Below are 21,394 nucleotides of genomic sequence, written 5' to 3'. Positions count from 1 at the left end.
TTGTATGTTCTTTAGAGAGAAACAATCGGGAGCAATTAATGCTCCCGATTGTGCTTGCCTAGAGTTTAAGCGGTAAGTTACTAGCACTAAGCACTAAGCACTAAGCACTAGGCATTAGGCACCTTACACTTGAAGTTATGAGTTAGGATCTATGTCCGGTAACCCATCGATATCGTTGTGGTGGTGATCATCATCTTGGTTATGGTTAATGTTCGCGTCATGGTGTTCCAACGCGTCTGACATATCCAAGTGCGCTTGGTCATGCGTTGTTATATCTTGTTGGTCGACTTGTGCAAGTACGATATCCATATCCGCAGGTTGATCGTGAACCGTTGTCGATGTCGCATCGGGTTTTATGCCCAATGCATCCAGATAAGCTGCTGCACCATGGTGGCTGACATCGTGATGCTCAGAGTCGGTAGAACTGACTTGATGCTCATTTGGGTTATTGCTGTCATCAGCGATAGTAACAGATGCTTCAAACGTCAGAGGTGAGTCTGGTTCATCGTGTTGGACCGGCGGCGGTGGTGGAGGCGGTGGGTTTACATGGCTTTGAATATGCCCTTGTAAATCTTCAGTTGTTACCGCAGTGACGCCCGTTGCTGAGTTATGTGTTGTTACTTCTGTCTCGAAGTAATGATGTCCATTGCTCATTGGATGATCTGACACTACCACAAGGTGACCATTGGTTGGTACGGTGTAACTGCCGTCATGGTTAGCGTTTATGTTATGTCCATTGCTTTGAAGTGTGAGCCCTTGCTGCAAGTGGGTGAGTCGAATACTGGAAACTGACTCGTCACCTGAAGATAAGTGAGCTTGGATATTTACTGGTACTTCATAGTGGTCATGCGTGACGAGAGGAAAGTTTGCAGGTAAATGACCTTTCAGCACCGTACCGTCACCAAGAATGATATTTTCGATGCTTTCCAGTTCCATCTCTTCATGTCCATCACTGAGTTTCTCGCCATGGTCACGTAAGCGTGGAGCATTATTACGATTGTAAGCGCCTAAAATGAGGGTATCGCTACCATGCCCACCTTCTATTTCCTTATCAGTGAGTCTTCCGCCGATATAAAGAATATCATTACCACCTTCTAGCTCAGCTTCTTCGTTGAGTCGACCATTTACGATGATGATATCGCTATGACCGTGACCCTTTACTTCATGGTTGCCGCTCGACGTTGTTACGTGCTGGCCTAGGGAGCTGGCGTAGGTTTGAACCGTACTGGCGGTAATACCTGCAGTAATATGTTGTGCATGTCTCGTATCGACAGTGACACTGATTGTTGGTGGGGTATAAGGCACAGGATCGGTATGACCATTGATGGTCATCGTAATTTCTTGTGGTACTTTTTGGCCGTGCCCGTCATCAACAAGCAAAGTAAACTTGTCTTGCAGCGTGTCGTTATCGTTAAGGGCATTCACGGCTGGGTTGTTGTTATCTAGGTGATAAATCCAAGTGTCACTATGCGAATCAAACACAACATGACCATAAGCGGCGCTGTGAGCTGGATCTAGAGCTACGGTGGTGGTATCACCATCGACATCATTGATGATCAGTTGGCCCGCAGGGTTAAGGTTTGAATCTTCATCGACCGAGTGTTGGCCGACAACATGACTTGTTTGTGGCTTCTCTGAAACTGTCGGTAGGTCGTTGGTTCCGGTAATAGTGACCACGATGTCATGGTGCGTACCATCTGCAGATTGAACCGTAATGGTTTCAGTGTCTGTCTGACCTTCGCCAAGCTGTTGAACGATTGGGTGTTTGTTGTAAAGGTCGTAAGTCCAGTGACCATTACTATCAATGTGTGCATGCCCATAACCTTTACTTCCTACTATCCCAGCACCACCTTGAACGGCAATAAAGCCTGTAGTTCCATCTGGATCGCTAGATGTCAACGTACCTGACGCTTGAAGTGTCATGTCTTCTTGAGCTACCCCTGTGGAATCGCCTCCGAATGTTGCTGGGTCGGCGGCATTAGCAATGTTAATGAATATTGACCCTTCTTTTGAATCAGCTTGGCCATCGTTTGCGGTAAATTGCACCGCACCCAGCCCGCTGACACCAGAACTAAAATAGTTGTGAGTTGGGGTGAAGATGAGTGATGAAACGTCGGATGCGCTGACGTCATCACCAATATTCACAGTGACGCCATTCAGTGTTAACACGCCGTGGGCGACATTGGTAATCGTGAGATGGTTTAGCGCATCGCCATCAATATCAGAATATTTAAAGTCAGCAGTGGTGAACGCATGAGGTTTATCTTCTAAAGAACTAATAAAACTCGATCCAACGATAGGCGCATCATTGACGGCATTGACATCCACTATCATCGTTGCACTTGCTGAGTCTTGATGGCCATCATTTGCAGTAAATGTAAATTGCGCATAGTTGGCACCGTTTTCATTACTGATTGGCGTGAAGGTTAAATGGCCTGCATCTAAATCCGCTTTTGTGATTTGCTGGTTGGTGGTTACCGCTTTGCCGTTTAGGAGTAATAATCCATGACTCGGTATGCTGCTAATAGTCACGAACTGCAGGGCGTCGCCATCTTGATCACTGTAACCAAAGTCACTGGTAGCAACAGTTCTGGTGATGTCTTCATTTGTAGAAACGGTTTGCCCTGTGACTGTAGGTGTATGCTGTAGAGGTGGGGTGACTTCAATAGAGAGAGAGTTTTGAGAAGAGTCTCCTATTGAGTTACCCCCATCATCACCGACACGATAAACCATACTTGGCACTTTACCTGTAAAACCAGCTTCCGGGGTGAAGGTATAATGACCATTCGCTTCGATCGCGAGTGTACCGATACCGGCCATAGTATGTGGTTGCCCCGGCCTTACCGCGACATAACCTGATACGGGGTCATTTATTTGAATATCTTGCAACACCAGATGTGCGTTGGAATCTGCGTCTGTTGCTGCACCACTCAATCCTTGATCCGTCCCAGAGCCAGTAAGTAGATTCCCTTCGATTGGACCACTATGTTGAACACCTGAATCACTGAGGCTGTGGAGAACAGGATCATCGGTGGTCCCATTAATTGTGACGGTAATGGAATGCTTGGTACCGTCTTTTGATGTGACTTCAATGCTATCTGTGAGTGTTTGTCCATTATCTAAGTCTTGAATAGGCGTACTATTGTTGTCTGCTGTATATACCCAAATACCACGACTAGTGACCGTGAAATGGCCATAGGTTCCATCCTGTGATATTTGCGATTGCCCTTTGAGATCTAGTGTTGCTTCACCTTGTCCGTCAACATCAGAAATAACCAGGTGTCCATTACAAACAAGGGCATCTGGAATGGTTGCTGACCCCGTGGTATGCACGTTGTGGTGAATGTTTGTATCTTCTCTTATGCTGCCTGAATCACCAGTAAATGTTGCGACATCATTAACAGCAGCAAGAGACGTGTTTGCGCCTGTATGAGTCGTTCCACCATGAGCATCTGTCACGTCATAAGTGAAGTGCACTTGGCCGTTGTAGTCTTTGGTTGGAGTAAAGGTATAAGTACCATCTTTGTTATCGACAACAGAGCCGTGATCGACTAGCAGATTAGCAATGGAGAGCTTACCTGTGTCATTGGCATCAACGTCGACAGTATTAGTAAGCAAATCGGCCTTGGTAAAGGTAAGAGCTGTGTCTTCTCTACCAATGGAAAGTGTCACTTCTGAGCTGATGTAAGGTCTATCGTTATCGCCATGAATGGTAATAACGATGTCTTGAGCCGTACCATCTTTAGAATAAATGGTAATCGTATCTGTTAATTCTTGCCCATCGCCTAATTGATCGATCTTTGTGGCTACGTTTTGTTGGTTACTACCAACGGTAACCTTATAATGCCAATTACCATCGGCATTTAGTATTAATTGACCATAAGTGCCATGGTAGGAGTAGCCTACACCTTTTGTATCAAATTGTGCTTCGCCAGTGTCTGGGTCAATAATCTCTAACTTGCCATCAGTATATAAAGGGTCATTGGTTAATTTAGCCATCCCAGGCTGTGCGTAGTTTGGTGACCGATCATGATAGGTACCATGCCCTTCATCGACATCGCCAGTTGTCGTTCCAGTGATTACTGCTGTGTCACCTACCGCATCAATATGAAGAGTGTTAGTAGCCTCTTGTGAGTCATCATGCCCATCGTTAACAGTATATTTAAACTGAACATCGCCATTAAAATCTTGCGCAGGAACGAACTGAAGTTTACTGATGTCAGCTGTAGGGATGTGTTGCCCCGCTGTAACATCGTGTCCATCAAGCACAAATTTACCTTGTGTTGCTGGTGGTAGATCTGTGATTGCAACTGAATGTAGCGTATCGCCACTATCAACATCCGTAAATCCAAACTGACTCGCTTGCATTTGATAATGCGTGTCTTCAGTGCCGTTACTTAGCGCAACTTGGGTAACGGTTGGCGCATCATTGGTGCCTACAACGTCTATGTGCAACTCGTATGCCGTTCCATCATAACTATGAACACGGTAGATAACGGTTTCAGTTTGCCCTTGAGCAAGGTGTTGCAAATTGGCATTATTAACGCTGTACCCCCAATTGCCCATGCTATCAATACGTAACATGCCACCAAACGGATCGTGAACTGCTGATTCACCAAACTGGCTGTATTGGAATTTATTCTCCCCGCTATCTGGATCCACAACTTGTAGTCTTCCATTCGCGAGCTCAGTTGTAACCCCTGCATTGTGGCTGCTGTGTGAACCATCTTCAGTGACGTGGTCAGTTGTCACTTCTGAAATGATGGCGCCGTCTGGGGTAGCGGTGAGTGTGGTCGACGCCCCTGTATGAGTCGTTCCGCCATGCGCATCTGTCACATCATAGCTAAAATGAATCTGACCGTTATAGTCTTTGGTTGGGGTAAAAGTGTATGTTCCGTCTTGATTATCTAGAATAGAACCATGATCAGCGTGAAGATTCGCAACGGTGAGTTTGCCTAGGTCGTTGCTATCCACGTCTATAGTGTTTGCTAAGAGTTCGGTGGCCGTGATGGTTTGCGCGAGGTCTTCTTTACCGCTGTTGAGCTGCACTTCTGAAGAGCAGTATGGACGGTCGTTGTCGCCATGAATAGTGATAACAATATCATGAGTAGTACCGTCTTTACTTTGTATCGTTATCGTATCAGTGAGTGTCTCATTTGCACCAAGTTGATCAATCGTCGATCCTACCTTTGTTGTTAATCCACCATTTACATCAGCAGTGCCGGTCGCAACACCATAAAACCATTTACCATCTGTATTAAGAATCAAATGGCCATATTTTCCATGATAGGTATAACCAATACCTTTAGAATCAAAACTATTCTCGCCGGTATCTGGATCGATGATTGTTAGTTGCCCCTCAACATGAATCATACTATTAGTTAAATGCGCCATACCTGACTGGGCAAAGTCTGGCGACATATCAGGGTTTCTGTTTTCATAAACATCGCCAGTATCCACACCTGATATAACGGCTTTATCTCCCACCGCATCAATATGAAGTGTGTTGGTAGCCTCTTGTGAGTCATCATGCCCATCGTTAACAGTATATTTAAACTGAACATCGCCATTAAAATCTTGCGCAGGAATGAACTGAAGTTTACTGATGTCAGCTGTAGGGATGTGTTGCCCCGCTGTAACATCGTGTCCATCAAGCACAAACTTACCTTGTGTTGCTGATGGTAGATCTGTGATTGCTATGGAATGTAACGTATCGCCTGTGTCGATATCACTGAATCCAAACTGACTGACTTGCATTTGGTAATGTGTATCTTCAGTGCCATGTGCAAGTGTCGTCGCAGTTATGGTCGGTTGATCATTGGTGCCTGTCACCGTTATTGTTATATCGTGAGCAGTGTGGTCTGCAGAATAAACACGATATACAACTTTTTCTACTTCACCTTCAGCTAATGATTGCAAGCGACTATTGGCTACTTCATATCCCCAAGCGCCACTTGGTGTAATGCGTAAAAAACCACCAAAGGGATCGTTAATCGCCTGTTCTCCTAGTAACCGATTGACCTGAAAATAGTTTTGTCCTGCATCAGGATCAGTCACACTCAGCAAACCCGATGCAACGACAGGCTGTAATGAACTGTGACCCACATTATGATCTTCAATAATCGTTCCGGTATCACTACCGCTTATAACCGCTTTATCAGCAACTGCACTTAAACTGCTGGTAGCTCCAGTATGAGTGACACCGCCATGTGCATCTTTGACATCATAGGTGAAATGAACTTTACCGTTATAGTCTTTTTCTGGTGTGAAAGTGTATGTACCATTTTGGTTATCTAAAATCGAGCCGTGATCTGGATGAAGGTTTGCTACTGTAAGCAGTCCAGAGTCATTTTTATCGACATCTATTGAATTTTGTAACAGTTGTGCAGCTGTAATGGTTTGTCTCGTATCTTCAGTACCTGCGTTGAGTTGTACTTCTGAAGAGCAATAAGGCCTGTCGTTACTACCATTGATAGTGATGACTATATTATGTGGTGTTCCATCTTTTGTGTGAACGGTGATAGTGTCTGTGAGTGTTTCACCCTCACCTAATTTATCGATAGCGGAGCCTCTGGTCGTGGGCCTTCCACCAATCTGAGTGAGGCTTCCTGCATCGGCATAGTAATTCCAATCTCCATTTGGATTTAATATTAAGTCACCATATGTACCGTGATAATTATACCCCACATTATTATCAGCAAAGCCAGACTGACCAGAGTCAGGATCAACCACAGATAAATGTCCATTAGCGTTGAGTGTACTAACTCGAAGTGTCGCCATACCTGGTTGAGCATGATCTGGCGACATATTATCTCCAGCCGCTTTCTCAGTGACACTTGCAGTATCTACTCCACCGACCACAGCATTATCATTAGTGCCGTTCACCGTAATGGTGACTTGATGAGGTGTGCCATCGGCTGAATGAACGGTAATGGTATCAGTAGCGGTTGCGCCATTACCTAACGCTTGAACTGCTGGGTTAGTGTTATCTAAGTCGTACGTCCAAGCGCCATTATCTGTTAGATGTAATGTCCCTAAGGTGCCTTGGATATCAGCATTCGCAAAGTGTGCTTCACCAGTATCGATATCCGTAACGGTCAATATGCCTGAGGTTTGCAGTTGTGTTTCTTCTGTCACTGCGCCAGTAGAACTTCCACCAATTACAGCTGTATCATTAGTACCATTGATGGTTACCACGACATCATGCGTTGTACCGTCTTTCGAAGTCACTTTAATTGTGTCTGTTAACTGCTCACCTTCGCCTAAGGATTGAATCGCTGTTTGAGAATTATCGGCAGAGTAACTCCAGCTCCCATCTTGACTGATCTCCAATTTACCATAATGACCTTGTAGGGCCGTTTTGTTAAATCCATGGGATACAAAACTACCTTCACCTGTATCTATATCGACAATATCTAACTTACCTGTCGCAGTCAGTTCATTACTCTGAGGATTAGCGCTCACATCTTCTTTTAATGCCCCCGTATCGACACCACTAATGACCGGCGTATCATTCGTGCCCGTCACCGTAATCACTAAATCTTTAGTATCTGTTGCACCTGCAGAATCGGTCACGGTAACAGGGATAGTGAACGTGCTTATCTCACCTGCTTTAAGGTGTTGGAAGCTTGCATCTGTTGGGTCTAGGTTGTAGCTACCATCTGCATTGAGTGTAAATCCACCCTGTGTTGATGTGGTTGTGAAGGTTGCAGTATCACCCGCATCAATATCCGTTGAGGTGAGTTGACCTGTGACTACTGCACCATCTTCAGTGGCGTTCACTGGCACAATCGGATTAATAATAGGCGCATCGTTTGCCGGTGTTACATCAACATTGATAGTTTGACTGGTTGTCGTATGCCCATCAGTCACTGAAAGAACAACTGTAGCAGGACCATTGTAATTAGCATCAGGCGTAAACACGATTTCACCTTGCGCATTCAGCGAGGCACTACCGTGTGTCGCTGACACACTCGGGGTCAACGTATCCGTCGTATCAATATCCGTTGCATGGAAGGTAATGGTTTTACTGCCATCCTCGGTTACCGTTTGCGTCGCAACAGGGGTGATAACAGGTGCATCATTGGTACCATTGATGGTTACCAAAATAGTTTTCTGTGTGCCATCAACCGAGGTTATTGTTGTCGACTCTGTTAAAGTTTCACCAACACCTAAAGCCTGAACAGCCGCTTGTTTTGAATCTGCGGAAAATAGCCAAATGCCACTTGGTATAAGTGTAAATGAGCCGATCCCGTGGTCGCCAACAATGCCAGATTGCATCGGAAATGTAGCTTCATTCGTATCTACATCGGTAATGAATAGCTTGCCTTGTGTAAGCATGTAGTTTGGGTGAACATTCAACTGATTTGTTAAATCTTGATCTTCGGTAACTGCTCCCGTATTTGTACCAGTAATAATAGCCTTGTCATTAGTTCCATTAACGGCAATGGTCACTTGGTGAGTTGTACCATCTGCTGAAGTAACTGTAATGGTATCGGTTGTTGCAGCGCCTTTACCTAGGGCTTGCACCGTTGGGTTTGTGTTATCTAAATCGTAAGTCCACTGCCCAGCATCGGTTAAATGCAATGTCCCAAGCGAGCCTTTAATATCAGTATTTGAGAAGTGTGCTTCACCGGTATCGGTATCTATAATAGTCAGCGAGCCTGAGGTTTGTAACTGCGTTTCTTCGGTCACTGCGCCTGCAGAAGTCCCACCAATTACAGCCGTATCATTAGTCCCATTCACCGTAATGGTAATTTGATGCGGCGTACCATCTGCTGAGTTGACAGTAATAGTATCAGTCGCTGTCGCGCCTTTACCTAAGGCTTGAACTTGTGGATTCGTATTATCTAAATCGTAAGTCCAAGTGCCGTTATCAGTCAAATGTAAAGTGCCTAATGTGCCTGCAATATCAGTGTTGGAGAAGTGTGCTTCACCAGTATCTACGTCAGTGACAGTCAGTGTACCTGACGTCTGAAGTTGAGATTCTTCAGTCACTGCACCAGAGTTTGTCCCGCCAATGATGGCCTTGTCGTTAGTACCATTAACCGTAATAGTAATTTGATGTGGTGTGCCGTCAGCAGAATGAACAGTAATGGTATCGGTAGCGGTTGTTCCTTTACCTAGCGCTTGAACGGTTGGGTTGGTGTTATCTAAGTCGTAAGTCCATGTCCCTGAATTAGTGAGGTGTAAGGTGCCTAAAGTCCCAGCAATATCGGTATTGGAGAAGTGTGCTTGACCGGCATCAACATCAGTCACAGTCAGTAAGCCAGAGGTTTGAAGTTGAGATTCTTCGGTGACCGCGCCGGCACTTGTTCCGCTTATCACGGCTTTGTCATTAGTGCCGTTAATCGTCACTTTTATGGTCGACGGTGTGCCATCAACAGATGACACCGTGAAGGTTTCTTCGACCTTATCGCCAACGTTTAGTTGATTAAACGCGCTGTTGGCGGTGAAGGTCCATTGGCCATTAGCACCAATGGTGAGGTTGCCGTTGGTGCCAGTAATCGAATCCGGTGTGAATGCGTTATCTGGGTTATCGACGTCGATACTGGTTAGGGTGCCTGAAGTTGTTACCGCTTTGTCAGTCTCATCGATGGCAACGGTCGCACTGCTGACAGTAGCGGCGTCGTTAGTGCCGTTAATCGTGACTTTAATGGTCGAAGGTGTGCCATCAACGGAAGTGACAGTGAAGGTTTCTTCGACTTTATCGCCGACGTTCAATTGATTAAACGCAATGTTGGCGGTGAACACCCAATGTCCACTGGCATCAATAGTAAGGTCGCCATTGGTACCTGAAATCGAATCCGGCGTGAACGTATTGTCTGGATTATCAACATCGGTACTAGTCAATGTTCCTGATGTCGTTACCACTTTGTCTGTCTCATCGATAGCAACGGTCGCACTGCTGACAGTAGCGGCGTCATTAGTGCCGTTAATCGTGACTTTGATGGTCGAGGGTGTGCCATCAACAGACGACACCGTGAAGGTTTCTTCGACCTTATCGCCAACGTTTAGTTGATTAAACGCGCTGTTGGCGGTGAAGGTCCATTGGCCATTAGCACCAATGGTGAGGTTGCCGTTGGTGCCAGTAATCGAATCCGGTGTGAATGCGTTATCTGGGTTATCGACGTCGATACTGGTTAGGGTGCCTGAGGTTGTTACCGCTTTGTCAGTCTCATCGATGGCAACGGTCGCACTGCTGACAGTAGCGGCGTCGTTAGTGCCGTTAATCGTGACTTTAATGGACGAAGGTGTGCCATCAACGGAAGTGACAGTGAAGGTTTCTTCGACTTTATCGCCGACGTTCAATTGATTAAACGCACTGTTGGCGGTGAACACCCAATGTCCACTGGCATCAATAGTAAGGTCGCCATTGGTACCTGAAATCGAATCCGGCGTGAACGTATTGTCTGGATTATCAATATCGGTACTGGTGAGGGTGCCTGAGGTGGTTACCGCTTTGTCAGTTTCATCGATGGCAATGGTCGCGCTGCTGACAGTAGCAGCGTCATTAGTGCCATTGATCGTGACTTTAATGGTCGAAGGTGTGCCATCAACGGAAGTGACGGTAAAGGTTTCTTCGACTTTGTCGCCGACATTCAATTGGTTAAACGCACTGTTCGCAGTGAACGTCCAATGACCATTGGCATCAATAGTCAGGTCACCATTAGATCCAACAACGGAATCCGGCGTGAAGGTATTATCTGTATTATCCACGTCAGTACTGGTTAGCGTACCTAATGTCGTTACCGCTTTGTCGGTTTCATCGATGGCGACGGTCGCACTGCTGACAGTAGCGGCGTCGTTAGTGCCGTTAATCGTGACTTTAATGGTCGAAGGTGTGCCATCAACGGAAGTGACAGTGAAGGTTTCTTCTACTTTGTCGCCGACGTTTAACTGATTAAACGCGCTGTTGGCGGTGAACACCCAATGCCCATTAGCATCAATAGTTAGGTCGCCATTAGCTCCAACAATGGAGTCTGGCGTAAATGTGTTATCTGGATTATCAACATCGGTACTGGTTAACGTGCCTGAGGTGGTTACCGCTTTGTCAGTCTCATCCACACTGACTGTTGCGGTACTGACTGTCGCTACATCGTTAGTGCCATTAATCGTCACTTTGATGGTCGAGGATGTGCCATCAACAGACGAGACAGTAAAGGTTTCTTCGACTTTGTCGCCAACGTTTAGTTGATTAAACGCGCTGTTGGCAGTGAATACCCAGTGGCCTGTGGCATCAATGGTGAGGTCGCCATTGGTGCCTGCAATGGAATCCGGAGTAAACGTGTTGTCTGGGTTGTCCACATCGGTACTGGTGAGGGTTCCAGAAGTTGTTATAGCGCTGTCCGTTTCATCCACACTGACTGTTGCGGTACTGACTGTCGCTGCATCGTTAGTACCGTTAATCATCACTTTGATCGTTGACGTTGTGCCATCTACAGACGACACCGTGAAGGTTTCTTCGACTTTATCGCCAACGTTCAGTTGATTAAACGCACTGTTCGCGGTGAAGACCCAATGACCATTAGTATCAATAGTCAGGTCACCGTTGGTGCCTGAAATAGAATCCGGCGTGAACGCATTATCCGGATTATCGACATCGGTGCTGGTTAATGTTCCTGAAGTCGTGACTGCTTTATCAGTCTCATCCACACTGACTGTTTCGGTACTGACTGTCGCTGCATCGTTAGTGCCGTTAATCGTCACTTTTATGGTCGACGGCGTGCCATCAACCGACGATACCGTGAAGGTCTCTTCGACTTTATCGCCAACGTTCAATTGATTAAACGCGCTGTTAGCGGTGAACATCCAATGTCCACTGGCATCAATAGTCAGGTCACCGTTGGTGCCTGAAATAGAATCCGGTGTGAATGCATTATCTGGATTATCCACGTCAGTACTAGTCAACGTTCCTGATGTCGTTACCGCTTTGTCAGTTTCATCCACACTGACCGTTGCGGTACTGACCGTCGCTTTATCATTGGTGCCATTAATTGTCACTTTGATCGTTGACGCTGTGCCATCAATAGACGAGACAGTGAAGGTCTCTTCGATCTTGTCGCCGACATTCAATTGATTAAACGCGCTGTTAGCGGTGAATACCCAGTGACCATTGGCATCAATGTTGAGGTCGCCATTTGTGCCTGCAATGGAGTCTGGAGTGAACGCATTATCCGGATTATCGACATCGGTGCTGGTTAATGTTCCTGAAGTCGTTACTGCTTTGTCGGTTTCATCGATAGCAACGGTCGCACTGCTGACAGTAGCGGCATCGTTAGTGCCATTAATCGTGACCTTGATCGTCGAAGGGGTGCCATCGATGGACGACACCGTGAAGGTTTCTTCGACTTTATCGCCGACGTTTAGTTGGTTAAACGCGCTGTTGGCGGTGAACGCCCAATGACCATTAGCATCAATAGTCAGGTCACCATTGGTGCCAGTAATCGAATCCGGTGTAAACGCATTATCTTGATTATCCACGTCGGTACTGGTCAATGTTCCTGAAGTCGTTACTGCTTTGTCGGTTTCATCGATGGCAACGGTCGCGCTACTGACAGTAGCGGCGTCGTTAGTGCCGTTAATCGTCACTTTGACCGTTGACGTTGTGCCATCAATAGACGATACAGTGAAGGTCTCTTCGACTTTATCGCCGACATTCAATTGATTAAACGCACTGTTGGCGGTGAACACCCAATGCCCATTAGCATCAATAGTTAGGTCGCCATTAGCTCCAACAATGGAGTCTGGCGTAAATGTGTTATCAGGATTATCAACATCGGTACTGGTTAACGTGCCTGATGTCGTTACCGCTTTGTCAGTCTCATCCACACTGACTGTTGTGGTACTGACTGTCGCTGCATCGTTAGTGCCGTTAATCGTCACTTTGATGGTTGACGGTGTGCCATCAACCGACGATACCGTAAAGGTCTCTTCGATCTTGTCGCCGATATTTAACTGATTAAACGCGCTGTTGGCAGTGAAGACCCAATGACCATTAGCATCAATAGTCAGGTCACCGTTGGTACCAGTAATCGAATCCGGCGTGAACGCATTGTCTGGATTATCCACGTCGGTACAGGTTAGCGTGCCTGATGTGGTTATCGCTTTGTCGGTTTCATCGATGGCAACGGTCGCACTGCTGACAGTAGCGGCGTCGTTAGTGCCATTAATCGTGACCTTGATGGTCGCCGGTGTGCCATCAACAGAGGACACTGTGAAGGTTTCTTCTACTTTATCGCCAACATTTAGTTGATTAAACGCGCTGTTGGCGGTGAAGACCCAATGACCATTAGCATCAATAGTCAGGTCACCGTTGGTGCCTGCAATAGAATCCGGTGTGAATGCGTTATCTGGGTTATCGACGTCGATACTGGTTAGGGTGCCTGAGGTTGTTACCGCTTTGTCAGTCTCATCGATGGCAACGGTCGCACTGCTGACAGTAGCGGCGTCGTTAGTGCCGTTAATCGTGACTTTAATGGACGAAGGTGTGCCATCAACGGAAGTGACAGTGAAGGTTTCTTCGATCTTGTCGCCGACATTCAATTGATTAAACGCGCTGTTAGCTGTGAATACCCAATGACCATTGGCATCAATGGTGAGATCACCGTTGGTACCGGAAATGGAATCGGGTGTGAACGCATTGTCTGGGTTATCGACGTCGATACTGGTTAGGGTGCCTGAGGTGGTTACCGCTCTGTCGGTTTCATCGATGGCGACGGTCGCACTGCTGACAGTAGCGGCGTCGTTAGTGCCGTTAATCGCCACTTTGATGGTTGACGCTGTGCCATCAACCGACGATACCGTAAAGGTTTCTTCGACCTTATCGCCAACGTTTAGTTGATTAAACGCGCTGTTGGCAGTGAACAACCAGTGACCATTAACATCAATAGTCAGGTCACCGTTGGTGCCTGAAATAGAATCTGGCGTGAAGGTATTGTCTGGGTTATCAACATCGGTACTGGTTAGCGTGCCTGAAGTTGTTACCGCTTTGCCGGTTTCATCAATGGCGACGGTCGCACTGCTGACAGTAGCGGCGTCGTTAGTGCCGTTAATTGTGACTTTGATGGTGGACGGTGTGCCATCAATAGACGAGACAGTGAAAGTCTCTTCGACTTTATCGCCGACATTCAATTGGTTAAACGCGCTGTTGGCGGTGAATGTCCAATGCCCATTAGCATCAATAGTCAGGTCGCCGTTGGTGCCTGAAATAGAATCCGGCGTAAACGCATTATCTGGATTATCAACATCGGTGCTGGTTAGGGTTCCTGAGGTAGTTACCGCTTTGTCGGTTTCATCGATGGCAACGGTCGCACTGCTGACAGTAGCGGCATCGTTAGTGCCGTTAATCGTCACTTTGATGGTGGACGGTGTGCTATCAATAGACGAGACAGTGAAAGTCTCTTCGACTTTATCGCCGACGTTCAATTGATTAAACGCGCTGTTAGCGGTGAAGATCCAATGACCATTGGCATCAATAGTCAAGTCGCCATTTGTGCCTGCAATGGAATCTGGCGTAAACGTATTATCTGTATTATCCACGTCAGTACTGGTTAGCGTGCCTGATGTGGTTACCGCTTTATCAGTCTCATCCACACTGACTGTTGCGGTACTGACTGTCGCTGCATCGTTAGTGCCGTTAATCGTGACCTTGATCGTCGAAGGGGTGCCATCGATGGACGACACCGTGAAGGTCTCTTCGACCTTATCGCCGACATTCAATTGGTTAAACGCGCTGTTGGCGGTGAATGTCCAATGCCCATTAGCATCAATAGTCAGGTCACCGTTAGCTCCAGTAATCGAATCAGGTGTGAAAGTGTTATCTGGATTATCTACGTCGGTACTGATTAGTGTGCCTGAGGTGGTTACCGCTTTGTCAGTTTCATCGATAGCAACGGTTGCACTGCTGACAGTAGCGGCGTCGTTAGTGCCGTTAATCGTGACTTTAATGGTCGAAGGTGTGCCATCAACGGAAGTGACAGTGAAGGTTTCTTCTACTTTATCGCCGACGTTTAATTGATTAAATGCGCTGTTGGCGGTGAATGTCCAATGGCCATTGGCATCAATAGTCAGGTCGCCATTGGTGCCAGTAATCGAATCCGGTGTGAATGCGTTATCTGGATTATCGACGTCGATACTGGTTAGCGTGCCTGAGGTAGTTACCGCTTTATCGGTTTCATCGATGGCAACGGTCGCACTGCTGACAGTAGCTGCGTCATTAGTGCCATTAATCGTCACTTTGATGGTCGAGGGTGTGCCATCAACAGACGACACCGTGAAGGTTTCTTCGACCTTATCGCCAACGTTTAGTTGATTAAACGCACTGTTGGCGGTGAACACCCAATGTCCACTGGCATCAATAGTAAGGTCGCCATTGGTACCTGAAATCGAATCCGGCGTGAACGTATTGTCTGGATTATCAACATCGGTACTAGTCAATGTTCCTGATGTCGTTACCGCTTTATCAGTCTCATCCACACTGACTGTTGCGGTACTGACTGTCGCTGCATCGTTGGTGCCATTAATCGTCACTTTGATGGTCGAGGGTGTGCCATCAACCGACGATACCGTGAAGGTCTCTTCGACTTTATCGCCGACATTCAATTGATTAAACGCGCTGTTGGCGGTGAAGAACCAATGACCATTGGCATCAACAGTCAGGTCACCGTTGGTGCCAGTAATCGAATCCGGCGTGAACGCATTGTCTGGGTTATCGACGTCGGTACTGGTCAATGTTCCTGATGTCGTTAGCGCTTTGTCGGTTTCATCGATGGCAACGGTTGCACTGCTGACAGTAGCGGCGTCATTAGTGCCGTTAATCGTGACTTTAATGGTCGAAGGTGTGCCATCAACAGACGACACAGTAAAGGTCTCTTCGACTTTATCGCCAACGTTCAATTGATTAAACGCGCTGTTAGCGGTGAACATCCAATGTCCACTGGCATCGATAGTCAGGTCGCCATTGGTGCCTGCAATGGAATCTGGCGTGAAGGTATTATCTGTATTATCCACGTCAGTACTGGTTAACGTGCCTGATGTCGTTATTGCTTTGTCAGTCTCATCGATGGCAATGGTCGCACTGCTGACAGTAGCGGTGTCGTTAGTGCCGTTAATCGTCACTTTGATGGTTGACGGTGTGCCATCAACCGACGATACCGTAAAGGTCTCTTCGATCTTGTCGCCGACATTCAATTGATTAAACGCGCTGTTGGCAGTGAAGCTCCAGTGACCATTGGCATCAATAGTCAGGTTACCGTTGGTGCCTGAAATAGAATCCGGCTGGAAAGCATTGTCTGGGTTATCTACGTCAGTACTGGTTAACGTGCCTGAGGTAGTTACTGCTTTGTCGGTTTCATCCACACTTACAGTCGCGGTACTGACCGTCGCTTTATCATTGGTGCCATTAATTGTCACTTTGATCGTTGACGCAGTGCCATCAATAGACGATACAGTGAAGGTTTCTTCGACCTTATCGCCAACGTTTAGTTGATTAAACGCGCTGTTGGCAGTGAACAACCAGTGACCATTAACATCAATAGTCAGGTCACCGTTGGTGCCTGAAATAGAATCCGGCGTGAACGCATTATCTGGATTATCGACATCGGTGCTGGTTAATGTTCCTGAGGTAGTTACTGCTTTGTCGGTTTCATCCACACTTACAGTCGCGGTACTGACCGTCGCTTTATCATTGGTGCCATTAATTGTCACTTTGATCGTTGACGCAGTGCCATCAATAGACGATACAGTGAAGGTTTCTTCGACCTTATCGCCAACGTTTAGTTGATTAAACGCGCTGTTGGCAGTGAACAACCAGTGACCATTAACATCAATAGTCAGGTCACCGTTGGTGCCTGAAATAGAATCCGGCGTGAACGCATTATCTGGATTATCGACATCGGTGCTGGTTAATGTTCCTGAAGTCGTGACTGCTTTGTCGGTTTCATCGATAGCAACGGTCGCACTGCTGACAGTAGCTGCGTCATTAGTGCCGTTAATCGTGACTTTAATGGTCGAAGGTGTGCCATCAACAGACGACACAGTGAAAGTCTCTTCGACTTTATCGCCAACGTTCAATTGATTAAATGCGCTGTTAGCGGTGAACACCCAATGTCCATTAGCATCAATAGTCAGGTCACCGTTGGTGCCAGTAATCGAATCCGGTGTGAATGCATTATCTGGATTATCCACATCGGTACTGGTCAACGTGCCTGAGGTAGTTACCGCTTTGTCGGTTTCATCGATGGCGACGGTTGCGGTACTGACTGTCGCTGCATCGTTAGTGCCATTAATCGTGACTTTGATCGTTGACGCTGTGCCATCAATAGACGAGACAGTGAAGGTCTCTTCGACTTTATCGCCGACATTCAATTGATTAAACGCGCTGTTAGCGGTGAATACCCAATGACCATTGGCATCAATGGTGAGATCACCGTTGGTACCGGAAATGGAATCGGGTGTGAACGCATTGTCTGGGTTATCCACGTCGATACTGGTTAGGGTGCCTGAGGTGGTTACCGCTCTGTCGGTTTCATCGATGGCGACGGTCGCACTGCTGACAGTAGCGGCGTCGTTAGTGCCGTTAATCGCCACTTTGATGGTTGACGGTGTGCCATCAACAGATGAGACAGTGAAGGTCTCTTCGATTTTATCGCCGACGTTTAATTGATTAAACGCGCTGCTCGCGGTGAAGTTCCAATGACCATTGGTATCAATAGTCAGGTCGCCGTTAGCTCCAGTAATCGAGTCGGGTGTGAAGGTATTGTCTGGGTTATCCACGTCAGTACTGGTTAGCGTGCCTGATGTGGTTACCGCTTTGTCGGTCTCATCGATAGCAACGGTCGCACTGCTGACAGTAGCTGCGTCATTAGTGCCGTTAATCGTGACTTTAATGGTCGAAGGTGTGCCATCAACAGACGATACCGTAAAGGTTTCTTCTACTTTATCGCCAACATTTAGTTGATTAAACGCGCTGTTGGCGGTGAAGACCCAATGACCATTAGCATCAATAGTCAGGTCACCGTTGGTGCCTGAAATAGAATCCGGTGTGAATGCATTATCTGGATTATCCACGTCAGTACTTGTCAACGTTCCTGATGTCGTTACCGCTTTGTCAGTTTCATCCACACTGACCGTTGCGGTACTGACCGTCGCTTTATCATTGGTGCTATTAATTGTCACTTTGATCGTTGACGCTGTGCCATCAATAGACGAGACAGTGAAGGTCTCTTCGATCTTGTCACCGACATTCAATTGATTAAACGCGCTGTTCGCGGTGAACACCCAATGACCATTGGCATCAATAGTCAGGTCACCGTTGGTGCCTGAAATAGAATCCGGCGTAAACGCATTATCTGGATTATCCACGTCAGTACTGGTTAGCGTGCCTGATGTGGTTACCGCTTTATCAGTCTCATCCACACTGACTGTTGCGGTACTGACTGTCGCTGCATCGTTAGTGCCAGTAATCGTGACCTTGATCGTCGAAGGGGTGCCATCGATGGACGACACCGTGAAGGTCTCTTCGACCTTATCGCCGACGTTTAATTGGTTAAACGCGTTGTTGGCTGTAAAGGCCCAATGACCATTGGCATCAATAATAAGGTCGCCATTGGTGCCTGAAATAGAATCCGGCGTAAACGTGTTGTCTGGGTTGTCTACATCGGTACTGGTCAATGTTCCTGATGTCGTTACCGCTTTGTCAGTTTCATCGATAGCAACGGTCGCACTGCTGACAGTAGCTGCATCGTTGGTGCCATTAATCGTCACTTTGATGGTCGAGGGTGTGCCATCAACCGACGATACCGTGAAGGTCTCTTCGACTTTATCGCCGACATTCAATTGATTAAACGCGCTGTTGGCGGTGAAGACCCAATGACCATTAGCATCAATAGTCAGGTCACCGTTGGTACCTGAAATAGAATCCGGCGTAAACGCATTGTCTGGGTTGTCTACATCGGTACTGGTCAACGTTCCTGATGTCGTTACTGCTTTGTCAGTCTCAGCGGTGGCGACGGTCGCACTGCTGACAGTAGCTGTGTCGTTAGTACCGTTAATTGTCACTTTAATGGTCGAAGGTGTGCCATCAATAGACGATACAGTGAAGGTCTCTTCGATCTTGTCGCCGACATTCAATTGATTAAACGCGCTGTTAGCGGTGAATACCCAGTGACCATTGGCATCAATGGTGAGGTCGCCATTGGTGCCAGTAATCGAATCCGGTGTGAATGCGTTATCTGGGTTATCGACGTCGATACTGGTTAGGGTGCCTGAGGTTGTCACCGCTTTGTCAGTCTCATCGATGGCAACGGTCGCACTGCTGACAATAGCTTTGTCATTAGTGCCATTTACTGTGATAGTCACTTGATGCGGCGTGCCATCAGCAGAATGAACGGTGATGGTGTCGGTAGCGGTTGCTCCTTTGCCCAATGATTGAACGTTAGGATTTGTATTATCAAGATCGTACGTCCAAGAACCAGTATCAGTCAGATGAAGCGTACCAAACGAGCCTGCAATATCGGTACTTCCTGTGGATGAAGTAGCGAAGTGTGCCTCGCCAGTATCCACATCCGTTACCGCAAGTGTGCCCGAGGTCTGAAGTTGGGACTCTTCGGTTACCACGCCGGCACTGGTTCCGCTTATCACGGCTTTATCATTGCTGCCGTTAACGGTAATTGCAATTTGATGAGGAGTGCCGTCGGCGGAGTGGATGGTTATGATGTCTGTTGTCGCAGAGCCTTGACCAAGAGCCTGTACTTTTGGGTTTTTATTATCTAGGTCGTAGCTCCAATCGCCATTGTCTTTAAGGTGTAAAGTACCCAGTGTCCCCTTGAGGTCGGAATTAGAAAAATGCGCCTCTTTTGAGTCGATATCGGTGATGTTGAGTTGGCCCGAAACCGTTAGATCTTTATCTTCAGTAACTTGGCTTGAGCCATTACTTGTCCCGATAGCGAAAAACGAACTTGGTGAATTTGCTGTACTACTCGTGATTACTGCATGGTCGTTGGTGCCATTGATCGTAACCATAACTTGATGCGCTGTACCATCAGCTGAGTGAACAGTGACGATGTCTGTCGCAGTTGAACCTTGGCCAAGTTTTTGAACTACTGGGTTATTGTTGTCTAAACTGTATGTCCACGCACCGTCTTTGGTGATGCTTAGCGTACCGAAATTGCTAGTTACTTGTGATGCCTGAAAATGATCTTCTCCAAGATCTGAATCTGTTACCGAAAGCTGCCCTTGAACTTGTGTCGTTAAATCTTCAGTTAACGTGCCTGCATCCACACCTGTGATAACGGCGTTGTCGTCGTTCCCACCAATCGTCATATCGATCGTTTGCGGTGTGCCGTCTTTGGTGTGAATAGTGAAGCTTTCGTGCAATGAAGTGGCTGCGGTTAAAGCTTGAACATTAGAGAGCGAGTTATCAACTTGATACTGCCAATGTCCATCAGCATCGATAGTTAATGAACCATATTTACCTGAGATAACTTCCGGTGTAACCGAACTTTCATTTTGGTCAGGGTCTATGACATCGATTTTGCCGTTCGCATGTAACAAGCCTTGTGAATCAATATTGTGATCTTCTGTTACGACACCTGTTAAGTCTCCAGAAATACTTGGCGTGTCTTGCTTACCTGTTACTGGTATCTGGACAATGATGCTCGAGCCATTAGATAGATGTAACGCAAAATGGTCAGTACCTGGTTGGTGCTGATTTAACAGGATGTATTGAGGAGAATTTGGATTCAATATGAATGTGTATTGACCATTTGCATCAACATGAAGCTCTCCGTAGGTACCTTTTATGACTTCTGGCATGAAGGTGACGGGTAAAGCGGGTGTCGTCGGCGCATTTGAATGAGTCGGCTGACCGTTACTTCCTGAGGAGATAGTCGGCATCGATACCGAAGGAATGTAATGGACTTGCGGGTGAGAAAGCGTCGACAAATGATGAGAAGGAACCAAGTGAGAGCTCGAACCATGGGGGGCATGACTTGCATTTAAGGTGGAGTTTACGTCGCTGTCACTCGTCTGAGCTTCTTGGAGAGCAACCGCTGATGAGTCCGCCTTGCTATGGTCATCGGTGACATCTTTTTCGGTCACGTTATTTGCGGTTACTTGATCTGCAGCGTCGCTGGAATTGTCTATACTTTCTGCAGCAGCGTGTTTAGCCAATGATGGCAAAATCATCATGAGTGACTGAAAAAGTGGGATATTCACTTTTAGATGTGAATGCAGTCTGCGCTTCTTTTTTTGTGTTGGTTTCTTTTGTTCTAGCTCGTTACTTTTCTTATTTTTGATTTCTGTATTTTTCTTGTTTGCTTTGACGTTCTTTTTGTTAGCCATTTTTATCATCCGTGAATCGTGGTTGCACTATCTTAAGTAAAATACACAGATA

General features: G+C 46.8%; 1 protein-coding gene. It reads right to left on the bottom strand.

The genetic code is table 11. From position 1 onward, the window contains the following. Positions 1 to 135: 135 nt before the first annotated feature. Entirely contained in the window at positions 136 to 21,342 is a 21,207-nt protein-coding gene (locus tag L3V36_RS08450; protein ID WP_237296649.1) for a VCBS domain-containing protein, read from the bottom strand. Positions 21,343 to 21,394 lie beyond the last annotated feature (52 nt).

It is taken from the genome of Vibrio sp. G-C-1, assembly GCF_021728015.1.
Lineage (GTDB): Bacteria > Pseudomonadota > Gammaproteobacteria > Enterobacterales > Vibrionaceae > Vibrio > Vibrio splendidus.
Note: the sequence above shows the minus strand (reverse complement) of the source record. Positions and strands in the feature narration are given on the sequence as shown.

Excerpts from the sequence above, each read along its gene's own strand:
- L3V36_RS08450 (WP_237296649.1), bottom strand. The coding sequence starts at position 21,342 with ATGGCTAACAAAAAGAACGTCAAAGCAAACAAGAAAAATACAGAAATC.